The 25,775-nt window shown below is 39.5% G+C and carries 21 protein-coding genes and 2 pseudogenes; 15 read left to right on the top strand and 8 right to left on the bottom strand.

The features are described 5' to 3' along the window. Positions 1-76: 76 nt before the first annotated feature. Positions 77-1,144: a DUF3616 domain-containing protein gene (locus tag NLP_RS03615; protein ID WP_104905190.1), complete on the top strand. Its 1,068-nt coding sequence runs from the start codon at positions 77-79 to the stop codon at positions 1,142-1,144. A 68-nt stretch (positions 1,145-1,212) separates the two neighbouring features. On the opposite strand, the gene NLP_RS03610 is transcribed toward NLP_RS03615, so the two are convergent. After that, complete coding sequence (locus NLP_RS03610) at positions 1,213-1,617, bottom strand: NIL domain-containing protein (protein WP_104905189.1); 405 nt, start codon at positions 1,615-1,617, stop codon at positions 1,213-1,215. A gap of 773 nt (positions 1,618-2,390) precedes the next feature. Here NLP_RS03610 and NLP_RS03605 point away from each other — a divergent pair. Then, complete coding sequence (locus NLP_RS03605; protein WP_325034720.1) at positions 2,391-2,924, top strand: sterol desaturase family protein; 534 nt, start codon at positions 2,391-2,393, stop codon at positions 2,922-2,924. A 328-nt stretch (positions 2,925-3,252) separates the two neighbouring features. Here the strand turns inward: NLP_RS03605 and NLP_RS03600 are convergent, their stop codons facing one another. Both NLP_RS03600 and aroF read right to left on the bottom strand, forming a co-directional pair. Beyond that, positions 3,253-3,567, bottom strand: a complete 315-nt coding sequence (locus NLP_RS03600; protein WP_104909763.1) for a hypothetical protein — start codon at positions 3,565-3,567, stop codon at positions 3,253-3,255. A 365-nt stretch (positions 3,568-3,932) separates the two neighbouring features. Then, positions 3,933-4,802: a 3-deoxy-7-phosphoheptulonate synthase gene (gene aroF, locus NLP_RS03595; protein ID WP_104909762.1), complete on the bottom strand. Its 870-nt coding sequence runs from the start codon at positions 4,800-4,802 to the stop codon at positions 3,933-3,935. 876 nt (positions 4,803-5,678) lie between these two features. Between aroF and NLP_RS03590 the strand changes: the two genes are divergently transcribed. The 10 genes and pseudogenes from NLP_RS03590 to NLP_RS03545 all read left to right on the top strand — a co-directional run bounded on the left by NLP_RS03590 (position 5,679) and on the right by NLP_RS03545 (position 16,061). Beyond that, complete coding sequence (locus NLP_RS03590; RefSeq protein WP_104905187.1) at positions 5,679-6,173, top strand: hypothetical protein; 495 nt, start codon at positions 5,679-5,681, stop codon at positions 6,171-6,173. 138 nt (positions 6,174-6,311) lie between these two features. Further along, entirely contained in the window at positions 6,312-7,019 is a 708-nt protein-coding gene (locus NLP_RS03585) for a pentapeptide repeat-containing protein (protein WP_104905186.1), read from the top strand. 471 nt (positions 7,020-7,490) lie between these two features. Then, positions 7,491-8,345 (top strand): DUF72 domain-containing protein, encoded by an 855-nt coding sequence (locus tag NLP_RS03580; protein WP_104905185.1) that lies wholly within the window; start codon positions 7,491-7,493, stop codon positions 8,343-8,345. 83 nt (positions 8,346-8,428) lie between these two features. Continuing rightward, entirely contained in the window at positions 8,429-8,869 is a 441-nt protein-coding gene (locus NLP_RS03575; RefSeq protein WP_104905184.1) for a hypothetical protein, read from the top strand. Positions 8,870-8,941: 72 nt separating this feature from the next. Continuing rightward, positions 8,942-9,116, top strand: a pseudogene (locus tag NLP_RS03570) (IS630 family transposase); the annotation flags it as partial. Positions 9,117-9,578: 462 nt separating this feature from the next. Then, entirely contained in the window at positions 9,579-11,072 is a 1,494-nt protein-coding gene (locus NLP_RS03565) for a sensor histidine kinase (RefSeq protein ID WP_158680269.1), read from the top strand. Positions 11,073-11,087: 15 nt separating this feature from the next. Further along, positions 11,088-11,516: a response regulator gene (locus NLP_RS03560; RefSeq protein ID WP_104905183.1), complete on the top strand. Its 429-nt coding sequence runs from the start codon at positions 11,088-11,090 to the stop codon at positions 11,514-11,516. Between the two features lie 243 nt (positions 11,517-11,759). Continuing rightward, complete coding sequence (locus NLP_RS03555) at positions 11,760-12,794, top strand: sensor histidine kinase (RefSeq protein WP_104905182.1); 1,035 nt, start codon at positions 11,760-11,762, stop codon at positions 12,792-12,794. A 21-nt stretch (positions 12,795-12,815) separates the two neighbouring features. Next, entirely contained in the window at positions 12,816-15,287 is a 2,472-nt protein-coding gene (locus NLP_RS03550) for a GGDEF domain-containing response regulator (RefSeq protein ID WP_104905181.1), read from the top strand. A gap of 156 nt (positions 15,288-15,443) precedes the next feature. Further along, a complete protein-coding gene (locus NLP_RS03545) occupies positions 15,444-16,061 on the top strand; it encodes a class I SAM-dependent methyltransferase (protein ID WP_104905180.1) in 618 nt (205 codons plus the stop codon). A 61-nt stretch (positions 16,062-16,122) separates the two neighbouring features. Here the strand turns inward: NLP_RS03545 and NLP_RS03540 are convergent, their stop codons facing one another. Beyond that, the gene (locus tag NLP_RS03540) at positions 16,123-16,620 is read right to left on the bottom strand and encodes a GNAT family N-acetyltransferase (RefSeq protein WP_104905179.1); all 498 of its coding nucleotides are present in this window, start codon (positions 16,618-16,620) and stop codon (positions 16,123-16,125) included. 331 nt (positions 16,621-16,951) lie between these two features. On the opposite strand from NLP_RS03540, the gene NLP_RS03535 reads away from it, so the two are divergent. Next, a complete protein-coding gene (locus NLP_RS03535; RefSeq protein ID WP_104905178.1) occupies positions 16,952-17,152 on the top strand; it encodes a hypothetical protein in 201 nt (66 codons plus the stop codon). A 370-nt stretch (positions 17,153-17,522) separates the two neighbouring features. Beyond that, positions 17,523-17,699 (top strand): annotated as a pseudogene (locus NLP_RS03530) (sensor histidine kinase); the annotation flags it as partial. A gap of 151 nt (positions 17,700-17,850) precedes the next feature. Here the strand turns inward: NLP_RS03530 and NLP_RS03525 are convergent. The 4 genes from NLP_RS03525 to NLP_RS03505 form a co-directional block, all read right to left on the bottom strand. Next, on the bottom strand, positions 17,851-18,570 hold the full coding sequence (locus NLP_RS03525) for a DUF4079 domain-containing protein (protein WP_104905176.1): 720 nt from the start codon (positions 18,568-18,570) through the stop codon (positions 17,851-17,853). 508 nt (positions 18,571-19,078) lie between these two features. Further along, positions 19,079-20,698 carry a glycosyltransferase family 39 protein gene (locus NLP_RS03520; RefSeq protein ID WP_104905175.1) on the bottom strand — a complete coding sequence of 540 codons (1,620 nt, stop codon included), beginning with the start codon at positions 20,696-20,698 and terminating at the stop codon, positions 19,079-19,081. Positions 20,699-20,998: 300 nt separating this feature from the next. Then, complete coding sequence (locus NLP_RS03515) at positions 20,999-22,651, bottom strand: glycosyltransferase family 39 protein (protein WP_104905174.1); 1,653 nt, start codon at positions 22,649-22,651, stop codon at positions 20,999-21,001. Positions 22,652-23,142: 491 nt separating this feature from the next. Further along, positions 23,143-23,970 (bottom strand): GNAT family N-acetyltransferase, encoded by an 828-nt coding sequence (locus tag NLP_RS03505; RefSeq protein ID WP_104905172.1) that lies wholly within the window; start codon positions 23,968-23,970, stop codon positions 23,143-23,145. A 677-nt stretch (positions 23,971-24,647) separates the two neighbouring features. On the opposite strand from NLP_RS03505, the gene NLP_RS03500 reads away from it, so the two are divergent. Then, positions 24,648-25,718, top strand: coding sequence for an LOG family protein (locus NLP_RS03500; protein ID WP_104905171.1), 1,071 nt, complete (start codon positions 24,648-24,650; stop codon positions 25,716-25,718). The last annotated feature ends 57 nt before the right edge of the window (positions 25,719-25,775 follow it).

The raw sequence follows: 25,775 nt of genomic DNA, 5'->3' as shown, positions 1-25,775 counted from the left end.
ATAAATTTTTAGGATAATTGAATCATATATTATAATACTATGGCTAGCATATTTATAACTATCAATATGATTTAAAATGCCAAATTTACATTTGTTAAATCAAGTTTTATTGACTTTTGTAGATTCTTTTCAAGAACATAGAGAAAACTTATCAGCAGTGCTGCTAACGCATCAGAAGTATTTATGGTTGGGGTCAGATGAAACCTCAACTATTGAGCGTTTATCTTTGGTTGATACTGATAAATTTACAGAACATCAACAATTTAGAGTAGCAGAATTTATCAATTTACCTGCATCAGAAGAGGAAGAAATTGATATAGAAGGACTGGCTTACGCTGATAATTACTTATGGTTTGTTGGTTCTCACAGCTACAAACGCAAAAAATCCAAACCTGAAAATACAGATGCCAAAAATTTTAAAAGGCTAGCAAAAGTTGAATCGGAACCTAACCGTTACGTTTTAGGACGAATTCCTCTGATAAACGGTAAGCTATGCTCATCTTCCCCACACCCCCAAAAGCCAGATGTGCAATTGAATGCCGCTAAATTAGAGGTGACGAATCAAGGTAATTTGCTGATGACAGCTTTAGCAGATGATGCCCATTTAGGCTTGTTTATTAAAGCAGGAATTCCCGGAAAGGATAATGGCTTTGATATTGAAGGAATAGGCATTTATCAAAACCGTGTTTTTCTGGGTTTGCGGGGCCCTGTATTGCGAGGTTGGGCTGTAGTGCTGGAAATAGAATTAGAAGATTCTACTCCTGGACTGATGAAACTAAAGCAAATTGGGGAATTGAAGGAGTTATATAAAAAGCATTTTATCTGGTTGAATGGTTTGGGAATTCGGGATTTGTATGTAGATGATAAAGATTTGTTGATTTTAGCCGGGCCAACGATGGATTTAGATGGGCCCGTGCAAGTTTATCGCTGGGTAAATGGTGTGAATTTAGGAGAAAATGTCTTCAGCAATCCCGATTTTGTGCAAGATATTCCTTATGGAAATCGAGAAGAACACGCTGAGGGAATGGCGCTGTTTCAGGATGTAGCTGGCATACCTTCGCTATTGGTAGTTTATGACTCTCCAGCAAAAAGTAGGCTGGTGGGTGATAGTGGTGTAATCGCGGATGTGTTTAAGTTGGGCTAACTTCAATTTTAGATTTTGGATTGCTGAGAAAGTTGGATGGGCAATGCTCCGTGGTGTGTGCGCTAATCTTAAATGTTAGTAGAGATTGCTTGTACGGGACAGGTGGGAATACACTGTTCGCAGACAATACAGCGCGATCGCGTGAATGTCAACTTGTACGTCTCTGGGTGGAGGGTGAGGGCTTCGGTAGGACAAACCCCAGTACACAAACCACAGTGGACACACACATCCTCGTCGATCGCAATTTCACCTAATGTAGAAGAAACATTAACATTACGCGATCGCATCCACTCGATCGCTGCATCTAATTGATCGATGTCTCCCGATAATTCCACTACCAGTTTGCCAATTTGATTTGGGGCAACTTGGGCGCGGATAATATTAGCGGCAACGTTGAACTCTTTGGCCAGTACGTAAGTGACTGGCATTTGCACGGCGCGTTTCGGGAAGGTGAGTGTTACTCGTTTTTTCACAGATTTAGCAGAGGGTTTTTTCTGTTGTAGCGTATTGAGAGTTTTATCAGTCCTTTCCTACGGTAAGTTGCCCGAACCAGCAGGACAAGAGAAAGACACTGCTCTTACCTCAACATACATAGCACCATTTCCAAAAATCTTTGCAATACATAAATCGGCTGTAGAGGTGTACAGCTAGCTGTACCAGTTTAAATCCCGATTTGCGATCGCTTGCAGCCAAAGATGCGCATACCTTGGCGAATATTTAGGTACTTTTGGCTTGCCTCTTAGATCAAAATTGGCACGCAATATCGAACTTTTACTGAGTTATAGTCAAACCCTGAGTCAATCTGAGATTAGCAACCTCGTAAGTTGGGTAAAGTTATGGCGTCGGGAAATTGACGACTTAATATATATTTACTGAACTACTTGATGTTGTAAAATAAGCAGTGGATTTTGTCGATTAACAAATTAAATCGTAATTTGCTTATTTTTGGTAATGAAGACCAAAACAATTGGACATAATCAGCATTTTCATTTCACCGAATTAATATTACGGATGGGTCTAATTGACGAACCACTCATTTTGGTATTATTGCTTTTTCTTCTTCGCTATCACTCTTGCCCGATACTTTCTGATTGCTGGTGGAGCATACTTGCTCTTTTATTTAGTTCTGGGGAAGTCTCTCGCCAACAAGAGTTTGCGTTTGAAACCGTTGATGAATTGTTCCATTAAAAAGGATATTGAATTATCAGTAATCTCCACAGTAGTTTTTGCTATTTCTGGAGCATTTATGATCTCAGAGTATAATTTGGGAGCAACGCTGTTATACGCTGACATCTGGAAATACGGACTGTGGTATTTAATAGTTAGCTTTATTGCAGTGCTAATTCTTCAGGATACTTACTTTTATTTTATCCATCGGATGTTTCACCAGCCGCTAATTTTTAGATGGATGCATTATGGACACCACCGTTCAGGCGAGCCAACACCCTGGAGTTCCTCTGCCTTCGACTTGCCGGAAGCGATCGTACAAGCACTTTTCTTTGTAGGTGTAAGCTTCATAGTTCCGCTGCATTTTGTCACCTTAGTTGCCGCACTTATAACTATGACAGTATGGGCAGTGTTTACCCATCTTGGATTTGAGCTATTTCCCTCCTCATCTAAAAGTTACTGGATTGGAAAGTGGCTTATTGGTTCTATGCATCATTCCATACATCATCGTAAGTATAAAGTACACTACGGTTTGTATTTTACGTTCTGGGACAAACTGCTTGGTACTGAAGATCCTAATTATGAAAACGAAACCCACACAAGGGAGTTTTAACAATATTAGCAGAAATCCCACGTCTCACTTTTAGGAGCGTGGGATTAATCCGCCTGAGCTTCTGAAATATTCAACAAGGTTAATCTATGCTAAAAAAGTAACACTGTTTTATAGAACAAATGAGAACATCCTATAGGAGTTCTAAATCATTTGTAAAATATTTTTGGAGTTGGCTGTCATTATTCATTTGTCCTTTGTAATCAAAAATAACATAGACGCACCAGCGGCTGACCGCAGGGTAGCACAAATGACCAAGGACGACCATAATAAAAATTTTCACAATCTCATTTAAGATTGCTATAGCAGCACCGATTAAACTAGTGGAATTCTAGAGTACTGACTCTTTAACTTTTGTCGAATTCTCAAGCTTGTTTGGATTCACCCAACGATTAACAAATTCGTTGTTATGTTTGTAAACCTTGATTTGCACTTGCTTGGAACTTAACTTGACTATTTCGGCAGGAATTCTTTGGACATCGCTAGAATCTGTGCGGGGCTTGTAAAGCCAAATCACTTTTTGCCCAACTTGAAAGTTGTTAGGATTGCTAGTTAAAGAAAGCGTACTTTCTGCCCACGAGGGGAAAGCAATTACTAAGTTTATCAAAAGTGCTAAGACCACTAGAGTGATTTGAAAAAGTTTCATAATCATTGCACTTGTCTTAGGTTTGATGGGGCAATCAATCTGCTGCTCTAACATTTAGCTATTGTCCTTCTTTGGGTTCTTAAAGTTGAAATATCCGTATACTAAAACTTCTTTAGGCAATTTAGTAAAAGTTAAAATATCTACTGATTTCAGGATAAAACGACTTGTAGAATAAAATCAAATAGTCTTATTTTTTAAAATGATAATTTAAATTTATCTATAGAAGATTGTGTTGCAAAAATACGTTTGAGAACCAATGGAATAGCTGAAGTTACAAGTTTATTTTACGAAAGCGATCGCTGTTTGTCCTTAAGCTAAAAGAAATATTTTGACTCAGACATTCAAGCGATCGCCTTGTGTGAAATTTAAGCAGCCCAAAAAATTGGGGCAGGTTCTAAACCCGCCCCGACATCTGATATAATACGCCCAACGGCTGTGGCTACAGGCTTTAAACTATTAACTAAATGCACCATATCTTCTAAAGAAAGTGCTTGACGGGCATCAGAAACAGATTTTTCTGGTTCTGGGTGACATTCAATAATTAATCCATCTGCACCGCAAGCGATCGCAGCCCTAGCCACAGGTGCTACCAACTCCCGTTTACCGACGGCATGAGAAGGATCTACAATTACAGGCAAGTGAGTTATTTGCTTGAGTGCTGCCACTGCCCCTAAATCTAGGACGTTACGGGTATAATCATCGAAACTGCGAATACCTCTTTCGCACAACACCACATCAGGATTCCCGTGGCTAAGGATATATTCAGCAGCCATGACAAATTCTTCAATAGTCGCTGCTAAACCACGTTTGAGCAGTATTGGTTTACCAGCTTGTCCCAAAGCTTTGAGCAAATCAAAGTTTTGCATATTGCGGCTACCAACTTGAAGCATATCAGCGTGAGCGGCGACTACTTCAATTTGGGAAATTGACATCACCTCCGTGACAACTGGCATATTGTAATGCGATCGCACCCTGGCTAAAATCTCTAACCCTGACTCTCCCATACCCTGGAAAGCGTAAGGAGATGTGCGGGGTTTGTAGACACCGCCACGCAACCCTTGTACTGATGCAGTAGATAACTTTTGGGCGACTATCTCCATTTGTTCTAAGCTTTCAACAGTGCAGGGGCCGCCGATAATTACCAGTTCTTCACCGCCGAAAGCGACTTCTTCCGAGATTTTAACGATTGTCTGGTGGTTTAGATGGGATTGTGCAGCAAGTTTGGCATTAATCATGATTACATTCTCCAGAGAAATTAAGTATTGGGCATTGGGCATTGGGGATGGGTATTAAGATAAGAGTGTTTTCCACTCCCCAATCTCCGGTAACAACAAAAAAGCCCGAAACCTTTAAGAGTTCCGGGCGCGTTCTGATTCATTAGCATGACGCTATTTACCCGGAATTTATTCTGGGCCAAAAGTAAAAGCCATAAAACCAGCTACTGAAATAAGTCATGACAATGAAATTCTCCTTAAAAAAACAAAAACCGCAGAGTTTGCTCTGCGGTTCACCGGGTGGTTTCCATTAGGAAACTTAATTCACTCCCGGTGAACCACCCTAAACCAAAAATAAAAGTAGGAATTTGTGTTAAGCATTTGCAGGGTTTTTGCTGAAAAATCTAAGAAATATATTTATATAAATTAACATTAGCAGGAAGAGTGGGCTTTGTCAAGACCTGCACAAACTATAAAAAAGCGATAGACTCAGTACAACTCTGGGGATTAAGACTAATAACGCTTTGCACAATTCAAAATCACACCCTGTTCTGATTGTACTAGTGCAACACGGCGTAAAGAAACCACCCATTCCAAATCAATGAAATGCTTATGCTGTATTCATTTTGACTTTTGACTTTTGACTTTTGACTTTTGACTTCCGCCTTGCGGCACTAGTTGCTTATTTGCGTAGCGAAAAAAGCGGCTTGTCATTAGACATTACGATAGTTATATAACCTCAGAAGAAAAAGCCAGGATTGAGAAGTTAAAATATATAATTATCCTGACTTATGATTTCATCTTACGAAAGCTGATTGCAGGGAATTGACAACCGCCATACATTATTACCCAAGTCCTCATTGACCAGATCAATTTTTTAGGATCATCAGTCTCATTATGCCCAGTTCCAAAATCTTAACCCAATCTTTCGACTATTATGGAGCTTATCCCTGCCCAGTCTGTCGAATAGGTAAGATTTCTCACATGCCATTGATGGAAGCTATGGCTTGTGACTTTTGCCAAGAGATTTTTACAGTCAACTTAGAACAACAGCAAATCAAGATGCCTTCTAGGCAACCACCTTTAACTTGGCGTTGGAATGGGTTTAGTTGGACAGAAGGCCAGTTGGAAGGTGTGGAATTAGGTTGGGGTTATGGACTAGCAGCAGCAATTTTTATAATTTTTCCTACTACTCTAATTGGCATAGTAGCTTACTATTTTCCTGCTAATCTGAAAGAACCCATTACCTGGATGCCATATATTTGGACAATATTAACCTTCTTATCACATTTATCAATTATTGTTTGGATTTATATTGAAGTCTATCAGATTCCAGTTGCAGCATATTTTAGAGCGATCGCTCGATGGAGAAATGGAGAGATGGGAAGATGAGAAATCAATTAAAAATTAAAAATTAAAAAACTTCTGCCTCCTGCCTCCTGCCCCCTGCCCTATAATCCATAACAAATAATGCAGCGTATAGATGGCTCCATCACTCATAATTAAGTTGATTGTCCACCAAAATATCGTATGAGCGATCTGGAGCGGTACTATAGAGTTTTGGAATTAGAGCCTGGAGCAACACTTGAAGAAGTGAACCAGGCTTACAAAGATTTAGTCTTTGTTTGGCATCCCGATCGCATTCCCAAAGACAATCTCCGTTTACAGCAGAAAGCGCAAGACAAGCTGAAAGCTATAAATGAAGCTCGTGAAAAGTTGCGCTCTCTAAAAACCAAACATCAAACCACACATCAAACCACACATCAAACCACACATCAAACCACACATCAAACCACACATCAAACCACACATCACTCACCGCAACCTCAAGAGGAAAAACCATCTCAAACAACCCAGCGACCACCAAAACCAAACTCAGATTTAAGCGGCAAAGACTACAGTCGGGCAAATTTGAGCAATAAAGACTTATCTGGCAGAAATCTGAGTTATGCCAATTTGAGCGGTGCTAATCTTAGCGATACTTTTATGCACAAAGTCAACCTCAGAGGTGCAAATTTATCTGAAGCAAATCTATTTCGAGCAAATCTACTTTTAGCCGATCTCAGGGAAGCGAATTTACGCGCTGCTAATTTGATTGGAGCGGATCTCAGTGGTGCCGACTTGCGAGGAGCCGACTTGACGGGAGCGCGGATTCGCTCTGGTGAGCGTCTTCTAGTTAAACTAGTTGGGACTAACTTAGCAGGGGCAATTATGCCTGATGGTTCAATTTATCAATAAGTGAGGTTGTGCCATAACACCAAAACCCTCATGTAGAGACGCGATTTATCGCGTCTTAAAAAACCAATTATTTACACCAATAACCCTTAATTGAAACGTATTGATGCATAAATTACTCCTATGCAATGCAATTAAAAACTGCTATATGCCTATTTGCTTGCCTAAAACACTAAAATGAATACGCGATCTACTGAAAAGAGAAAGCAATATGCCTTTTTGCTTGCTAAATTTACTGAAATGAGAAAGCAATCAAGCATTTTAAGAAAAAATCTGTGATTTTTTTTAACAAGTTGGGAATTTGACCTAGTACAGCATGGCGTAAATAAACATATCATTTCAAATGGCGCAAGAGCTTGGAATATAATTATGCGTGACTTTTGACTTATGACTTCCGCCTTGCGGTACTAGCTTCATCCATTCCTACAATCTGCCTGTAAAATTGAATATGATACATCAAGGCTTTTAAGCACTGTGAACTTTTTCATCGGTTGTGCTGTTTGGGCATATAAAGGTTGGGTAGGCGAACTCTATCCCCAAGGTACTCGCACTGCCGATTTTCTCCATCTTTACAGTCGTCGCTTCACCACTGTAGAAGGTAATACCACCTTTTATGCCGTGCCTAACCAAGAAACTGTAACCCGTTGGGCTGCCGAAACACCAACAGGTTTTGAATTTTGTCTAAAATTACCGCGAGATATTACCCATCAAGGGTTGCTAAAACCTTATATACCAGCTGCTTTAAAATTTCTGGAGGGGATGCGCCCTTTAGGTAAGCATCTTGGCCCAATGTTTGCCCAGTTACCACCCAGTTATGCACCTGCATTACTTGACGATTTGTCCAACTTTCTGGAAGCTTGGCCGCATACAGAAGCACCCCTAGCAGTGGAAGTTCGGCATCCCGACTGGTTCAAGGAACCCCATGCTAGTAATTTGACGGCGCTTTTAGAAAAGTTAGGTGTCGGACGAGTACTGTTAGACTCGCGCCCCATTTACACTGGAGATGATGACCCCCAATTACAATCGGAACGGCGCAAACCAAAGTTACCGTTGCAATTGAGTGTGACAGTACCTTTTACTCTGATTCGGTTTATTTCTCATCCGAATTTATCAGTGAATCAGCCATTTATGGAAGAGTGGGTAAGACAGATTCAGGAATGGTTACAGATGGGAGTGCGAATTTATTTCTTTGTCCATTGTCCAATAGAAGCGCGATCGCCCAATACAGCCCGTCACTTCCAACAGCTATTGGAACAAAGTGGTACACTAATTCCACCCCTACCTTGGAATAACCTTGAGCATCCCCCCAATCAACTCAGTTTATGGTAAGCGTATTTAGTAGATAATTAGTATTGTCATACTTTTCTGTTAAAGCAAATTTTTTCAGAGCAGTTCCACCAAAGGAGGTTGAGATGAGTCGTCTTCTTTATGAAAATTCAGTCTCATACAAAGGATATCTCATCATTCCATTTATTTTTGGGAAAGCGGATAATTACGAGATTTATTCGTATAAATTGTTATCTGAGATTGGACACAAAAGCCAATTTCATAAAGCAGAAAATCCAGCAGGAATCTATGGAAGTGGCATTAGTAACATCATTGATATTGCTAAAGAGCATATCGATCAAAATTCCGAGTTTGTTCATCGCGGAGATAGTTTTAAGTCTCGCTACATTTATCGGAACAATTTGATTATCATCTTCCAAGAAGGAGACAAATACTTTTATGACCATTACCCACCAGAGTTATTGAATAATATTGCAGCTCCAAAGTTATTCAAATCTGAATATGAATGTCTGAATTGGATTAAGCAAGGGTTTGATGGGCGACATCTGCGGCAAAGAGCTATTTGAAGAAGGTAAGAGTATTTGCATTTGTGTATTACAGCTATCGTAATCATATTTGATTTCTGAAAAAGACTATCACAAAATCCAATTGAGGATATTTAGTTACAAGCTAAAACCTGAGTGTGGCGTTTCTGTGCTTTAATTCCTTCGTTCTCTCATCTCAAATGGCTGTTCGAGTGGTTTATCCGACACACAAACGAGTGATTTTACCACTCTTCAAATGTACGGAGATTTTTCAGAAATCAAATATTAGTCCTATATCTAATCTGCTCTGCGTATTGATTGATCAATTTAATATCAAGCTAATATAATTGAAGGTTTTTAAGTGCAATTACTGGTTAAAATAGCATATTAATGTAATTAATGCAAGCGAAAAGCTAGTGAAAATGGCTACGGAAATATACTGAATAATTTAACAAAATTTATTATTTGCCTTCTTATGTCTCAGAAAATATACGCTCACAATCATTAACCAATATAGATATCCTTTATTAGAGCTAATTCGCTCTCAAAGTTAAGAAACTTGGTATCAGTTACTAAAACTATGACGATCCTAGCGGCGCTAACGCAGCGATCGCGGAGCGTCTGTTTGACGTAGCCTCTCGTAGAAAAAAGAAGATAGCCAGTAAAGAGCAACTGTTACCGATCTACAGCGCTGGCTCACCGTTTTTACCACTTTAGTCAGCAGCTACTTTTTCAACTAGGAAGGTAAAAAATGGAATGGGCTATTTATAAAAAGAATACAGGCAGTTTTGTAATAGCAGTCGCAATTATGACTGGTGTTGGCGTAATCTCATATCTTAGTTTGCTTCAGTATAAAGAAAACGCTCAATGGGTAACACATACACGCGAGGTGCTTGAAAAGACGAAAGATGTAATGTCACAGATCAAAGATGCAGAGACTGGACAACGGGGCTATCTTCTTACCGGCAAAGAACGGTATCTGGAACCGTATCGCAGTGCAACTGGCGAGATTGCTCAGAAACTTAATACTCTGCGCCAATTGACTGCGGATAATCCCAATCAACAGCGGCGGCTCGATCGCCTTGAACCATTAATTGCTAAAAAACTGGTTTTGATTGAACAGACGATTAACGCTAGGAGCAAAAATTTAGAATCCGCGCTGCAAATAGTTCAGACAGATCGGGGTCAGCAGATCATGGAGGACATCCGAATGCTGACTACAGCTATGGAGAAAGAAGAAAATGAGTTGTTGAAACAGCGATTGATGAAGGCGAACGCCAGCGCTCATCAAACAACTTTGCTAACTATTTTTGGCAGCATTATCGCTTCTGTTATCGTCGGTTTCGCAGCCACAATCACCAATCAGGAACTCATCAAACGCAAACGGATGGAAAATTCTCTGCAAAAGGCTCGTGATCAGTTAGAGATAGAGGTTAACAAACGGACTGCTGAACTGAGAAACACTAACGAAGAATTGCAAACTGAAATTAATGAGCGCAAAAAGGCGGAGTCAGAGATTCTGCGCCTGAACGTCCAGCTTGAGCAGCGAGTTGCAGAACGCACAGCACAACTCGAAGCCACTAACAAAGAGATGGAAGCATTTAGTTATTCTGTGTCTCACGATCTGCGGGCCCCCTTGCGCAGTATCGACGGCTTTAGTCAAGCACTACTAGAAGATTATGCTGACAAGCTAGACGGGCTAGGTCAAAATTACCTCCAACGAGTGCGTGCAGCCACCCAGCGAATGGCACAACTGATCGACGATTTACTAAATCTGTCACGATTGACGCGTAGTGAGATGCGTTACGAAAAGGTCGATTTTAGCGCATTGGTGGAGGCGATCGCTACAGAGTTGCACAAAACACAACCAGAACGCCAAGTGGAGTTTGTCATTACACCGGGATTGGTTGCTAATGGTGATGCTCATCTGTTAAGGATTGTGCTAGAAAACCTACTGGGTAATGCCTGGAAGTTTACAGGAAAACATCCAAAAGCACGGATAGAATTTGGGCTTTTGCAGCAAGATGACAGCCACGTGTATTTTGTTCGTGATGATGGCACAGGCTTTGATATGGCCTATATTGACAAACTCTTCGGTGCTTTTCAACGCCTTCACGCCATGACTGAGTTTGAAGGTACTGGCATTGGACTAGCTACTGTGCAGCGCATTGTTCACCGTCATGGTGGCCATGTCTGGGCAGAAAGCGTAGTGGAGCAAGGCGCAACATTTTACTTCACCCTTTAAATAGAGGAATACAACATGATTTTACTTGTAGAAGATAATCCTGACGATGAAGCGCTAACCTTGCGCGCACTCAAGAAAAACAATATTCTGAACGAGGTAGTAGTGGCACGCGATGGGGTAGAAGCCCTAGATTATCTCTTTGGTAAAGGTGTGTACGCCGCTCGCGACATGAGCGTTATGCCGAATCTCATCCTTCTAGATTTGAAGTTGCCTAAAATGGATGGTCTGGAAGTTTTACGACACCTGCGAACCGACGACAGGACAAAAATTCTTCCCGTTGTCATTCTCACCTCCTCCAAGGAGGAGCAAGACTTAATCAATGGTTACAGCTCGGGAGCCAACAGCTATGTTCGCAAACCAGTAGACTTTTCCCAATTTAGTGAAGCAGTGCGACAACTAGGATTGTACTGGTTTGTCTTAAACGAATCACCGCCGAGGATATAAACTGCGTCCACGTTGAAAACCGTAGTTCTGTATGAATAGAATAAACCCTCATCCCCCAGCCCCTTCTCCCAATATTGGGAGAAGGGGAGCCGGAAAGAAGTCCCTCTCCCAAGTAGGGAGAGGGATTTAGGGTGAGGGCAAAAACTACGGTTCTCAACATAGATGAGGTTTAGCTTATACCAATCCTCCAAAATCAGGTTATAAACGCAAGGCTGACTTTCTTAATTACGAATTACGAATTACATGGGTATACCACTGCGCGTATTACTTGTTGAGGATTCAGAAGACGACGCTTTGTTGCTGCTGCGTGAACTACAACGCGGTGACTATGAAGTAACCTTTGAACGGATTGATACACCCACAGCCATGAAAGCTGCGATCGCAGAGCAAATATGGGATATCGTTATCTGCGATTATTCTATGCCCACCTTTAGCGCCCCTGCTGCATTGAAGCAGGTTAAGGAAAGTGGACTTGACCTGCCATTCATTATCGTCTCAGGAACTATTGGTGAAGATACCGCAGTCGCCGCCATGAAAGCTGGTGCCCATGACTACATTATCAAAGGCAATTTAGCGCGACTAACCCCTGCTGTTGCCCGCGAGTTGCGCGAGGCACTAGTGAGGCGGGAGCGTAAACAAGCAGAGGAGCAGATTAAAGCATCACTTCAAGAAAAAGAGGTGCTATTGAAAGAAATTCATCACCGGGTAAAAAATAATTTGCAGATTATTTCTAGTCTGCTCAACCTGCAAGCAGAGTATCTCAAGGACAATCAAGCCCTTGAGGTATTCAAAGATAGCCAGAACCGGATTGAATCAATGGCTCTGATCCACGAGAAACTTTATCAGTCTCAAGACTTGGCAAGAATTAATTTTGCCGACTATATTCAAGATTTAGTAACTAATTTATTTTATTCATACAACGTTAATTCCAGCGCTATTACCTTGAAAATGAATGTTGAGGAGGTTTTTCTAGTCATTGATGCAGCTATTCCTTGCGGCTTAATTATCAATGAACTTATTTCAAATTCCCTAAAATATGCCTTTACCCAAACAGAGGGGGGAGAAATTTGTATTGACTTTTACCCAAACAAAGTAAACTTATATACACTTACTATCAGTGATAATGGTGTCGGTTTTGCCCAAGATTTTGACTTTCACAATACAGAATCATTAGGTCTGCGACTAGTAAAAGGTCTAACACATCAGCTAAAAGGCAATATCGATTTTAGCAGCAATAACGGAGTGAAGTATAAAATTATATTTTCGACTAAACTATAAATTTATAATTTCAATAAAAACATGAACCCAGTAAATATATTAGTTGTTGAAGATGAATTCATCGTGGCAATGGATATACAAAATCGGCTAAGGAAATTTGGATACACTGTTCTGGGGCTTGCTGATTCTGGAGAAGAAGCAATTAAGAAAGCAGCAGATAATTCTCTAGATTTAGTTTTAATGGATATTCACCTCAAAGGAAATATGGACGGTGTGGAGGCCGCTCAGATAATTCATAATATTTTTAATATTCCAGTCATATATCTGACTGCTAATGCAGATGAATCAACATTGAATCGAGCAAAGGGAACAGAGCCGTTTGGCTACATTCTCAAGCCCTTCAAAGAAAAAGAATTAAAGTTCACGATTGAAATTACTCTTTCTAAACATCGGATGGAAAAAAAATTAAAACAGAATGAACAATGGCTGACTACTGTACTTAAAAGTATTGGAGATGCTGTGATTACTAGCGACCAATCTGGAACTGTGACTTTTATGAATCCAATTGCGGAGGTACTGACGGGTTGGAATTATTCAGATGCGTTTGGTAAAGAAGCAGCAGAAGTATTCAATATTGCTCATGAAACAACTCGTATAATAATTGAAAGTCCTGTAAAGCAAGTCCTTCAGTCGGGCATTACTGTTGGTTTACCAGAACAGACGATACTTATTGCTAAAAACGGTACAGAAATACCAATTGATGATAGTGTTGCACCGATTAAAGATGACAAAGGTAACATCACAGGTGCAGTTTTGGTCTTTCAGGATATCACCGAGCGCAACCAAATTCTGGAGGCATTAGCGCGTCGCCAGCAAGAATTCAAAGCACTAGTTGAAAATGCACCTGATATTATTTCCAGATTTAACCCTCAATTGCACTACGTTTACGTTAATCCAGCTATTGAAAAAGTTACAGGAATATCAGCCGAAACATTTATCGGCAAAACAAACGCAGAGTTAAACCTGCCGGAAGAATTTTGCCGGATATGCGATCGCAAGCTCCAGCAAGTTTTCCAAACGAAAGAAGAAACGGAGTTTGAATGCAGTTTAGCGATCGCCCAGCAAACAAGACATTACCATACCCGTCTAGTGCCTGAATTAGCTAGCGATGGCGAAGTATATTTTATTTTAAGTATTGCTCGCAACATTACTGCTCTCAAACTTGCAGAGGCGCAATTAATTCATGATGCCTTTCACGATGTACTAACTGGTCTGCCAAACCGCGCCTTATTTATGGAACGGCTAGAGCGTGCGCTCATGCTGACAAAACGACGTACAGACTATATATTCGCTGTTCTCTTTCTAGACCTAGATCGCTTCCAAGTTATCAACGACAGTCTCGGTCATACAATTGGCGATCAACTACTAACTGCCCTTGCTCGGAGATTGGAGAATTGCCTGCGTGCTGGAGACACAGTTGCTCGTCTCGGGGGAGATGAGTTTACAATTTTGCTTGACGATCTCAAAAACATCAATGACGTAACAAGCGTAGCCGAGCGGATACACGAAGCTCTGACATCTGCGTTCCAACTCAGTGGGTACGAGGTATTTACCACCGTCAGCATTGGTATCGCCCTGAGCAGGGGTAGTTACAACCGAGCGGAGGAACTCTTGCGCGACGCTGACATTGCAATGTATCGCGCTAAAGCATTGGGTAAGGCACGCCATGAAATATTTGACTCAACCATGTACACCCAAGTAACGCAGCTATTAGAGTTAGAGATGGATCTACGACGGGCAGTTGAACGCCAGGAGTTTCAGGTTTACTACCAGCCAATTGTTTTATTAGAAACTTACAAAATTATTGGCTTCGAGGCTCTCGTTCGCTGGCAGCACCCGCAATACGGATTAGTATCTCCAGACAACTTTATTCCCCTGGCAGAAGAAACTGGGCTGATTATCCCTATTGGTTATTGGGTACTATGCGAGGCTTGTCGGCAGATGCGTGCTTGGCAAGTACAATTTCCTATTGACCCACCCTTGACAATCAGTGTAAATCTTTCCACTAAGCAGTTTTCACAACCCGGTCTGATTGAGCAAATTAACCAAATTATCCAAGAGACTGGTTTGGAAGGTGGCAGTTTAAAGCTGGAGATTACCGAAAGCGTACTTATGGAGAACATTCAATTAGCAACTTTTATGCTCTTGCAACTACAACAGATGAATATCCAATTACACTTAGATGATTTTGGCATCGGCTATTCATCCTTGAGTTACCTGCACCGCTTTCCCAGTAATGCCTTGAAGATCGATCGTTCCTTTATTGCTAAGATTGGTGCTAATGGAGAAAACTTAGAGATTGTTCAAGCGATCGTCGCTCTAGCACAGAATCTAAACATAGATGTAATAGCAGAGGGCGTAGAAACCCTGGAGCAACTCGCACAACTTAGACTTATGAAATGCAAATATGCACAGGGATATTTTTTCTCCCAACCCCTTGATAGCAAGTCGGTAGAAACATTAATTGTATCTGGCATTGAACCTAGATATTAACCAGTCTTTAGCTTCGTGTAACTAACCCAACAAAAGCCCGATATTACAGACAATTCAGAACCGCTATAGTTTATTTGTGTTGTTAACCAAATTCTTGGAGGCGCAGCTAAACTTACCCTCAAAAAGCATCCAGGTTTGAGGAAACTGCGAAAACTAATGACTGATGACTTTTTTAATCACAAAAAGCTACTTTTTGACCTATGGGCATCAAGTTACGATTGGTTCTTTCCTTCAGTGTTTTATCGAGCCGTTCACCAACGGTTACTGGAGTACGTCGATTTACCAGAGCTAGCAAATGTACTTGATATCGGCTGTGGTACTGGACGCTTGCTTGAGCGCCTTGTTACTCAGTTTCCCGATCTACGAGCTACCGGATTGGATTTATCTGCTAATATGTTGCGGGTAGCAAGACAGAGCAACCGCCACCGTCCACGCTTAATTTATATTGAGGGCAAAGCTGAGTCTCTTCCCTTTGCTGATGGTCAATTTGATGCCGTTTTCAGTACTATCAGCTTCTTGCACTATTTGGAACCTAAACAGGTGGTTAGTGAGATAGCACGGGTACTTTCTCCTGGTGGACGCTTTTATTTGGTTGACATTACTTCCAAAATAGAGACAGAACCTCAATTATTGCCAGTTACTCCCCGTGGAATTAGACTCTACAGCCCTAATCAACGTCAACTTCTTGGCTCCTCTGCTGGGGTATTGTGTTTGAATCACCATTATTTACTAGGGCCTGTCTTACTAACAATTTTTGCTAAACCTCCGATTTGAAAATGGAGGCAATAAAAGGTTGGAAACGTTTTGTATCAAGCCTTGTTCTGCATATCTTAAATTACGAATTAGTCTGACCTTGATATTCCATAAACACCACAGGAACTTTGAGCAGCCTTTTCGCTAACTGCGAGAATCTAAATTTCTCCTTGAGCGTAGATAAGCCTATTGTCTTGGGAAATTGTGGCAAGTCTTCAAAAGATATTGGCACAAAGTCAAAGCGACTGTAAAACTGCACCAGTCGTTGACCTAAGCATTCCAGATAAAGTGCTTGCGTTGCTGTATTAATCAAATGCTGCGTTAGCAAACTACCCAAACCGCGACCTCTCCAAGCTGATGCAACGACCAAGCTACCAAGTTCTTGTGCCCCTGAAAAATTACGCAGTTGTCCACAAGCTATAAGATTCTCATTGTATTCAATTACCCAAAATTGCTGCCAATTTAATTGGGTTGGGTCGAGTTTGGCTGAAAATACCAGCAATCGAATCGACCACTGATCCGCAGAGGTTGCCTTGCGAAGGACACATCCAGATGGTAACGATAGATTGCTCTGGTTCATTAATTACACTTTCATAGCTTGTATCATAATCATCACACCATACTATTCATTCAGATCCAGTCAGATATTTGCGGTTTCGTGTCAACTATCTATAAAGCAATTTTAAAAGCATCTTGGACATAAAGCCCATTCCAAGTTCTCCCTTAACAACAGTAAGGGTTCTAAGGTTAACAAATTCTATATTTATGGATTTTTATCAGCATATATGAGTAGTACTAAACAATACTTACGATAGAGGGACGAATCAGCCATAACTATATTCTAGATAGATACACTCACACCCCTAATTTTTTTAAGATAATCCCAAGAATAAATGATTAGGAATGTAGTCATGGCTGAAGATCCAAAAGAAAAATCTAATAATCAAGAAGCTACGCCTAGCGCTTCTGGTGGCTATCAAACCCCTATTGAAGAAGGTATCCGCAAAACCGGTGATGCCGAAAAGACTGATGGTAAAGCAACTGCTACTCCAGAAGCACCAGAAAATGATTCTGTAGCAGGTAGCCCTAATCAAGGAACTGAGTCACGTTAATTGGTTTGAACTTTCTCAAGTTTTAATCATCTTGTCAGGTTTTTGTAATCACCCTAATAGAGTAAGTATCGAGTGGATATATGGTCTAACAGCTACAATTATCCACTTATTTTTTGTGTGATGAGCTACATTATCTCTACGTGTCTTAAATTGCTTACCGCAGATATCGTAGTCAAAAACCCCGATGCATCTAGCATAAAGCGTTACAAAACAGTAGGATGAATATATGATTGATAAAACAAAGTAGATGCAGCAGTTGATTCAAGACTTGCTAGTGTTATTCTCGTATGGAGACTCGCAGTCAAGAATTTGTGGTCGTTGACTGTAATATAGCACTGAGTCTAGCTCTAAGTAATTTACATATAGCAGCGATCAAACTCATCTATTTCAAACCTTCTATCGCGCCAGTAATGTGGGTGTAATTCAAGGAACAGGACTAGGACTTACCATCGTTAAAAAATGTGTAGAGTTATATGGTGGTCATATTCAATTAGAAAGTGAGCAAGGTGTTGGTACAACAGTAATTGTCACTCTGCCACTACAATGATTAGGCAAATAAATTATAATAATTGGGCATTGGGCAGAACAGTTACGTTAGGGGTAGAGGGACATTTAGCCCGTTCCGAGTTCTGAGTAAATAAATGAGATTCCCCACTCAGCACTCCTGAAGGGTATTGTTATGAGTTATTCTCTCTTGCTTATTTTGGTGCTTGGGGATTTGGCGTTGGACAAGTTTTATTAACAAAATCACACTGATAAATATAGGGTTCTTGCCAACTCAGGGGAATTTCTAACAAGTCTCGTGCTCCTGTCATGCCTTGTCCAATAAATAACAACAAAGCAATGCAGTTTAAAATCGTATGGACGATACGCCAGCGATTGGACTTGTCTTGATAAATATCTTGAACAATTGCTAATGAAAAAATCATTAGCAGTGCTGCGGTAATTCCAATATAATAATGTGACCAATACCACTCATTGGTGAGGCGATAGACTCCATCTTGACAGCCTAGAATTACTAAACCTGCACCAGTTAAAGTTGCAAAAACTGCCCGCCACACCCGTTGTTTTGCCCGATAAAGAAATACTAATGAGGCGATGGTGGCAGCAAATATTAGCAGTATAAAAATCACTTGAAAAGGTGTTTGATTCCACAATTGATTTTTGATAATATTTTTGCCAATAGGGTAGCTTAATCCGATTAAAGTTAATCCAACAACTGCACTTGTGAGCCTTTCACCTAACTGCTTATGTTCTGCACCCACCACTGGAGGAATTTTACTCTTACTCCCTGCTAAAATTTGCAATCTACGTTGGCGTGTTTGCCAAGCAAAATTAACTACTGTACCGATGAGTGGAAACACGAATATAATTGCGATCGCTGGATGTAAAAGACCAAGAAAATCTGTTATTTGCATACAACACCTTTCAATGAATCATTGAATTCATCACAAAGGATAATTTAAAGCATCGTACCATTACTTAAATTAATTTCAGATGAGAATTTGTTTAATATTTATTTTTGTTGTTTTTAGTTGATTTTAATCAAAAAGTATTTGAATATCTTATAAAAAATGATGACTCTAAGAAATATTTCCATATATTAAAAGATAAACCTCATCTATGTTGAGAACCGTAGTTTTTGCCCTCACCCTAAATCCCTCTCCCAAGTAGGGAGAGGGACTTCTTTCCGGCTCCCCTTCTCCCAATATTGGGAGAAGGGGCTGGGGGATGAGGGTTTTTCTATTCATACAGAACTACGGTTTTCAACGTGGACGCAGTTTATATGGAAATATTTTTTAATATAAAGTTACGCAAATAGGTAGTCGAAAAGAATGATTTCCAGGTAGGGGCAATAAAGCCTCTTTTTTAGGAAACGCGAATTCGTCTACATGAATTGTCCATACTTGTAGCGTGTAGTTTTGGCTAAGTCCTAATTTTTTCAAAAAATACATTGCTACGTGGATTTTCTATTTTCCAGAGCAAGTAATTATTGTCACCATACACAACAAATGTTTTATAATTATAATTTGTTTCTATTTGCTTGCGCCAGCTATTTGAAGGATTTAATAAAAAAATCTCAGTGAACCCATCAGGAATATTGGGGATAGAACGATCTTTTACTAATTGAAACTGCACTTTTGGCTGTACAAGATAGCTGAGAGAAAAGACATTACCATAATTAATACCAGAATCATTGCTAATCAAAAGTGGATGAGTAGCCTGATTGAGAATTTTTGCAACTTGTGGATTACCAGAGCTAATAACCTTACTCCACCAAGTTTCAGCCTGAGAACTCACTCCATAAGAAACTAGCCCACAAATAATCACAATTCCCATGATTATTTGCCAGATTCTCCGGCGTGCAAAACTTTTATTGTGTAGCTGCGTAGCTAGTAGGTAAGTAACAGCTAGTTGAATTCCTAAATAAGAAATCAATAAATAACGTTCGGCAAGTGAGCGTATACCCCCAAAAAGTAAATCTGGTAGCATTAAAGGTAATGCAGGAATCATAATCAGTGTGACGATAAACAACCAAATTTTATAGTTAGTTGTTCGACAAATAAAATAAATAGAATATCCAATAAGAACTAAAAAAATAGGCGTAATTACATAACTAAACGGATTTTCAAAGCCAAAGTTTAAATCAAGAAAAATCCGATTTAACTGTAAAAGCCAAGATTTAATTAAAATGTCTAGAGGTAAATGCCTCTTTGTCCATGCTGTTGAACTCTTTACTTGCAATAAGTTAACTATTAAAACCATTATCCAAGGTGTAAAAGCTAAAATCCCTGCTAAAGATGCTAATAGATAAGCTTTTACTGTTTTAGTAAATCTAAATTTTGCAATGGCAATTACATAAATACCATGAGCAACTACGACAAATCCACTGAACAAAAATGTATATAGACTAAGCACCAAAGTGACTGCATACATTCCCCAATTTAATATGCGTAGCACTCGCTCTTTTGATTCTAACCGTAATGCTCGTAGTAATGAAGCGCTGCATAGTAATACAGTCACTATCCAGAGAATATATTCTCGTGCTTCTTGGGCGTATACTAAGTGAATAGGGGAGATTGCCATGAGTGCGATCGCAACCTCCGATACCCATGCCGATGCTTTAAATAATTCTCGACACAGCCAATAAATACTGGGAAAAATCAACAAGCTGATGCATGCTGATAAACTTCTGATTACTGTTACAGAATTACCAAATATTTCCACCCAAAACCGAGCGAGTATATAATACAGTGGTGGATGCTGTGGATCGTCTACTTCCAAAGATATAATTGTGTCATTTAAGCCTTTCTCCATATTGGGACTTTGGAATTTGGCAAAACTTTCCTTATTAATTATGCGACCATTGAATATTTGCTGCCTGACTTGATTTACTGTATAACCAGAAATCCGCAATGAAGTGAAAGTCTCATCGTGCCAATAAACTTTGCGGTCAAGGTTAAAAAAACGAAAAAATATACCCACCATTAACAAAACTACAATAAGAAACCGCAACCTATTTGGAGCAAGTTGGAGATGTCGCATAACTAAATTTCACAATAACTTGTACAACAATTATCTACTTTAACGAAACAACTTTATGACTCTCAAAACTATTGCAATTGTAGATAGTGAGTTAGTCAATTAGCGGAGGTAGCAATTTGCCAGACAAGACTGTATATTTAGCTACAAAATTAACTATTTAGTAAAGTGGGAAAAGTGGGTTTAGTATGATGTTTTTGTAGGAATCCTTGATTATCCTGTTGATAAGCTGTAACTTAGTGTCTAGTACATACCCTCTATAAAATATTTTCTCATTAACAAATAAAAATTGGGATGTACCCGTTAATTATTTCTTAAAAGATGACTAATTTGTATATTACGTCGGCGCAAATTACGAATTTTAGCCAATTTCCAGATTGAATAATAGTTATCATTATAAACAATATCTGTCTTGAATTTATATTTTTTTTCTATTATTTTGCTCCAAGTATCTGAAGGATTGAGTAAAAATATATCAGTAAATCCATCAGGAATTTTAGGAATTTTTTGATTGTTCACCAACAGAAATCGCACTTTTGGTTCCAAAAGATAGCTTAAAGAAAAGATATCACCATAATTATTGCCCAAAGCATCACTAATTAAAAGTGGACGATTACTCTGATTAATGATTTGGGCAACTTGTGGATTACCCGAATTCATACCCTTATTCCACCAAGTGTCTGCCTGGGAACTCACCTTAAAAGAAATCAAACCACAAATAATCACTAATGCCATGATTATTTGCCAAAAGCTCCGGTGTGATACGCTGCCATTGTATAGTTGCGTAGTTAGTAGATAAGCAACAGCTACTTGGATTCCTAAATAAGATGGGATTAAATATCCTTCGATAGACGATCGTATACTCCCAGCAATTAAATCTGGCAGTATTAGGGGTAATGCTGGTATTACAATTAATGTGATGATAAAAGACCAAATTTTATAGTTAGTTGTTCGACAAATAAAATAAATTGAATATCCTACCAAAGTTAAAAAAGCTAGTGCAATTAAATAGCTTAGAGGATTTTCTAAACTAAGGTTTATATCAAAAAAAATCCGGCTTAACTGCATTAACAAAAAAGGAAAGGCAGCTATCAAATCTAACTGACTTGTTGTTTTATCTGCTGAAATTAAAAATTGAAAAAAGTCACCAATCACAATTGTTATCCAAGGCATGAAAGCTAAAAAACTTACTAGTGATGCTAGCAGATAAGTTCTCACAGTTTCAGTAAACTTAAATTTGGCTGTTATCATCACATAAATTCCGTGAGCAACTGCTACAAATGCACTCCAAAAAAATGTATAAAGACTAATGGCTAAAGTGACTGCATAAATGCTCCAGATAGCGAACAAATCTGGTTTTTGTCGTTGTTTTGCTAGCTCATCTTCTAGGCGTATGGCTCGCAGTAGAGACGCACTGGATAGTAAGATGGTGACTAACCAAAGAATATATTCTTGTGCTTCTTGGGCATATACTAGGTGAATTGGAGAGATAGCCATGAGTGCGATCGCAACACCAGAAACCGATAATGGCACATTAAATAATTCTCGGCATAGCCAATAAACACAAGGAAAAACCAACAAGCTAATGCAGGCTGATAAACTTCTAATCGCCGTCACCGAATTACCAAAGATTTCCATCCATAATCTGGCTATTATGTAATATAACGGTGGATGTTGAGAATCTTGTTTTGCTAAAGACATAATTGTGTCATTTAGGCTTTTTTCTGGATTTACACCTTGAAACTGAGCAAAACTTTCTTTGCCAATCACACGATTATTAAAAAGTTGCTGTTTAGCTTCATTAATTGTGTAACCAGAAATTCGCAATGAAGCATAAGTTTCATCGTGCCAAAAAACTTTACCATCAAGATTAGAAAAGCGAAACAATATACCCATCGTCAATAAGAAGATAGTTAAAAATCGCAACCAACTCGGAGCAAATTTGAGATGGCGCATAAGTGCGTTTCCTAAAAAGTTTTTTCAAATCATCTAATTAAGTGGGCTGGATGAGGTCGCCCATCGTAGATATAACCAAGACTTCAAGCAAAGCCTATTTGTTAAACATCGCCAACGGACTTTAATTTGATTGGGAAGATGGCAATCAACACCTCTCCTTTATTAACTACAAAAAGAAATGGGCAAGGTTGTATCAAATCCCGCAAAACTGGATTTAGTTTTGAAACCGCGATATCAATGGAGTGTAAAATACACCAGGTATAGCCGTATCTGTGGTCAGGCGACTCCATAGCTACCGTGCATTGAGCGATCGCTTTGCAGGTTATAGTTCTCAATTTTCTAACGGCGAATAAAGGATTGTTTTTTGCCTCCGGCATAGTACAGGGTATAGTATCAAATGCAGTTATTCAAGCCCTTAAAGCCGATCGCTTTTGCAAGTACACAAGGAGAAATTCATTTGGTCGCTCGCCTTAACGATGATTCATTAGTCATTAATCGTGAAAAATCCTCAGTGGTAAAGGTTTTTTGAGAGGATTTGGATAACGCCATCTAGCAAAGTCTGCAATATTAGATATAGTTAAAAAATCAATAGTTTTAAACTGCCGATCAATAGCAGGAAGGCTGCATATTTTAGCTCCAATATTTAAGTATGCCTGCAAAATTTTCGGAATCTCAACATTAGATGAATCTGGACAATTTTGAGTCAGTTCTAGACAAAATTGTGAATTTGGATAAACCAAAATACTTGGATGCATCAAGTTATTCTGCCGAAAATAATCATAAGCGCAACTAGCTTGCCCAGGACATTGTGTGAGTAATGATGCACAGCCAAAGAAATATTGGTTTTTACTCCAGATGAGATAATTTGCCAGCCCTTCCCAGAGTAATAAAAGTGTCTGACTATTGCGATATTCTTTAGCTATACATACACGCCCAACTTCTACTGATACCTGAAGTACAGAATTGGGAATTCCATTAAGATTAAATATATCGGTAGCATCAAAGCCTAGTCTTTGAGAAGCCATTATATAGGTCTGCATCCGATAAGTTCCAATCGTTTTACCTGTTTGTTTGGAGATTAGGATTAAATGATGGCAAACCGCATCAAACTTATCTATATCCATCTGGGTAAAGTTTGAAGCAGGAAATCCCAAGCCTAGTTCAAGATTAAAAACCTCAAAACGCAACCGAAAAATTGATTCTAATTCTTCTTCAGTTGAAGCTAGCCGTAGGGTATATTTTTCAGTTTGAAGGACGGGAAAATCTTCAACAGCGGGAGGAGGATTCAGTGGGTAATTGATGCGTCCAGAAACTTCCATCTATCTTCCTACTTAGATTTGCGAAAATATTCTACTAGGATTTAGGCACTAACAAATAGCTCACATTATGCATTAATGTGTCGAAGTGTAATTGAGAGGGTTTTCGAGAAAAGATCCTTTAGAGCAATACGCTTTAGTTAAGGATTTTTTGGTACTGATTTTTGAATTGTAAAGACGCGTTAGCGCAACGGGACATTAGCATAGCGGGGCGTTCGCGCAGCGTCTCCAAGAGTTGCCCAGTCCAATTTCGCGTCTCTACCAAGGATTTTAAGTTTAACTGAACGGTATTGTGGTCTAGAGAGTTTTTTTACTTTCCTAGATTAGGGATAGAGTGCTTTTATTATGGGCATTAATTCCCAAAAAATCTGGCAATAAGATACAAAATTTTCCTTTGATATACGCTATAGATGTAAGTCATACCATTTTAGACAAACCCTGATATATATTGTGGCGACAAGTAACGTCAGTGAGGGAGTTCTATCAATTGCTCGACCGAGATAACTTGCTATGGTGTGAAAAAGTTGAATTATCGCAACAAGCCCGATCAAAAAATTTTTAGAATTTCCGGCTTCAAAATCAGTTCTAAATTTGCTAATTGCACATTCGAGGGCTATATCCCGCTTGCTAGAGTGTAAGTAGTTCACGTAAAATATAGTGCCATTGTTGCGGCAGTTCTCATGACCTCATCTGCGTCGTTTGACACATTAGAGTCTTTACAGGCGGATATCGCTGACTTGCTCGTTCGTTTACCGACATTAAAAAATCGGCAATTTATTCTGCAAGCACTTACTACTATTATTCGTCTAGCTGATACCGAAATTGAGCGTCTCGATTGGAAAATATTATCGTCTGCATTAGCAGATATGGAGCGCGGTTTCCAGCTTTTTTATGATTACCGACACGTTCGCAAAGTCACCATCTTTGGTTCTGCTCGTCTAGCTCCAGATAGGCCAGAATACTTAATGGCCCTTGAGTTTGCTCGTGCTATTTCTCAATTAGGATTTATGGTGATGACTGGTGGTGGTGGTGGAATCATGCAAGCGGGTCATGAAGGTGCTGGGCGAGAAAATTCCTTTGGATTAAACATTAAGTTACCCTTTGAACAGCAAGCAAACCCTTTTATAGAGGGCGATCCCAAGCTAATTAACTTCAAATATTTCTTTACCCGCAAGCTGTTTCTCCTCAAAGAAAGTGATGCTGTAGCCTTGTTTCCGGGAGGCTTTGGCACTCAAGATGAAGCTTTTGAATGTATGACATTAAGCCAAACTGGTAAATTTGGGCCAGTACCTTTAGTTTTAATCGATCGCCCTGGTGGTGATTACTGGCGCTCTTGGAGCGAATATATTGATAAGCAATTAGTGCAAAATGGTCTTGTCAATCCTGAAGACCCCAGCCTTTACACGGTGACAGATAACCTGGATGTGGCTTGTGACGCTATCACCCGTTTTTACCAGGTTTATCATTCCTGCCGCTATGTAAGCGATAAGTTGGTCATCCGCCTGAAGACGGATATATCAGACGCTCTTTTAGAACAACTCAATGCTGATTTTAGCGACATTATTATTCAAGGAAGAATTGAAAAAAGTCAGGCATTACCTCAAGAAGCACAAGATGAAACTGTTGGACTACCTCGCCTCATTTTGTACTTCAATCAACGTGACTTAGGGCGCTTGTATCAGATGATTGCCACAATTAACCAGATGGGTACTCCCTCACCAGAGGATGCAGCACATCCAGAAAGAAAGTAGGTAAGCTAAAATACATCCAATTTGCATATTAAAATTTTCTCAATATTTTGTGGGGTG

The sequence above is a fragment of the Nostoc sp. 'Lobaria pulmonaria (5183) cyanobiont' genome, assembly GCF_002949795.1.
Lineage (GTDB): Bacteria > Cyanobacteriota > Cyanobacteriia > Cyanobacteriales > Nostocaceae > Nostoc.
Note: the sequence above shows the minus strand (reverse complement) of the source record. Positions and strands in the feature narration are given on the sequence as shown.

Excerpts from the sequence above, each read along its gene's own strand:
- NLP_RS03545 (WP_104905180.1), top strand. The coding sequence starts at position 15,444 with ATGACTGATGACTTTTTTAATCACAAAAAGCTACTTTTTGACCTATGG.
- NLP_RS03540 (WP_104905179.1), bottom strand. The coding sequence starts at position 16,620 with ATGAACCAGAGCAATCTATCGTTACCATCTGGATGTGTCCTTCGCAAG.
- NLP_RS03550 (WP_104905181.1), top strand. The coding sequence starts at position 12,816 with ATGAACCCAGTAAATATATTAGTTGTTGAAGATGAATTCATCGTGGCA.
- NLP_RS03565 (WP_158680269.1), top strand. The coding sequence starts at position 9,579 with ATGGAATGGGCTATTTATAAAAAGAATACAGGCAGTTTTGTAATAGCA.
- aroF (WP_104909762.1), bottom strand. The coding sequence starts at position 4,802 with ATGATTAATGCCAAACTTGCTGCACAATCCCATCTAAACCACCAGACA.
- NLP_RS03585 (WP_104905186.1), top strand. The coding sequence starts at position 6,312 with ATGAGCGATCTGGAGCGGTACTATAGAGTTTTGGAATTAGAGCCTGGA.
- NLP_RS03615 (WP_104905190.1), top strand. The coding sequence starts at position 77 with ATGCCAAATTTACATTTGTTAAATCAAGTTTTATTGACTTTTGTAGAT.
- NLP_RS03505 (WP_104905172.1), bottom strand. The coding sequence starts at position 23,970 with ATGGAAGTTTCTGGACGCATCAATTACCCACTGAATCCTCCTCCCGCT.
- NLP_RS03525 (WP_104905176.1), bottom strand. The coding sequence starts at position 18,570 with ATGCAAATAACAGATTTTCTTGGTCTTTTACATCCAGCGATCGCAATT.
- NLP_RS03500 (WP_104905171.1), top strand. The coding sequence starts at position 24,648 with ATGACCTCATCTGCGTCGTTTGACACATTAGAGTCTTTACAGGCGGAT.
- NLP_RS03575 (WP_104905184.1), top strand. The coding sequence starts at position 8,429 with ATGAGTCGTCTTCTTTATGAAAATTCAGTCTCATACAAAGGATATCTC.
- NLP_RS03560 (WP_104905183.1), top strand. The coding sequence starts at position 11,088 with ATGATTTTACTTGTAGAAGATAATCCTGACGATGAAGCGCTAACCTTG.
- NLP_RS03590 (WP_104905187.1), top strand. The coding sequence starts at position 5,679 with ATGCCCAGTTCCAAAATCTTAACCCAATCTTTCGACTATTATGGAGCT.
- NLP_RS03605 (WP_325034720.1), top strand. The coding sequence starts at position 2,391 with ATGATCTCAGAGTATAATTTGGGAGCAACGCTGTTATACGCTGACATC.
- NLP_RS03555 (WP_104905182.1), top strand. The coding sequence starts at position 11,760 with ATGGGTATACCACTGCGCGTATTACTTGTTGAGGATTCAGAAGACGAC.
- NLP_RS03535 (WP_104905178.1), top strand. The coding sequence starts at position 16,952 with ATGGCTGAAGATCCAAAAGAAAAATCTAATAATCAAGAAGCTACGCCT.
- NLP_RS03600 (WP_104909763.1), bottom strand. The coding sequence starts at position 3,567 with ATGAAACTTTTTCAAATCACTCTAGTGGTCTTAGCACTTTTGATAAAC.
- NLP_RS03515 (WP_104905174.1), bottom strand. The coding sequence starts at position 22,651 with ATGCGCCATCTCAAATTTGCTCCGAGTTGGTTGCGATTTTTAACTATC.
- NLP_RS03520 (WP_104905175.1), bottom strand. The coding sequence starts at position 20,698 with ATGCGACATCTCCAACTTGCTCCAAATAGGTTGCGGTTTCTTATTGTA.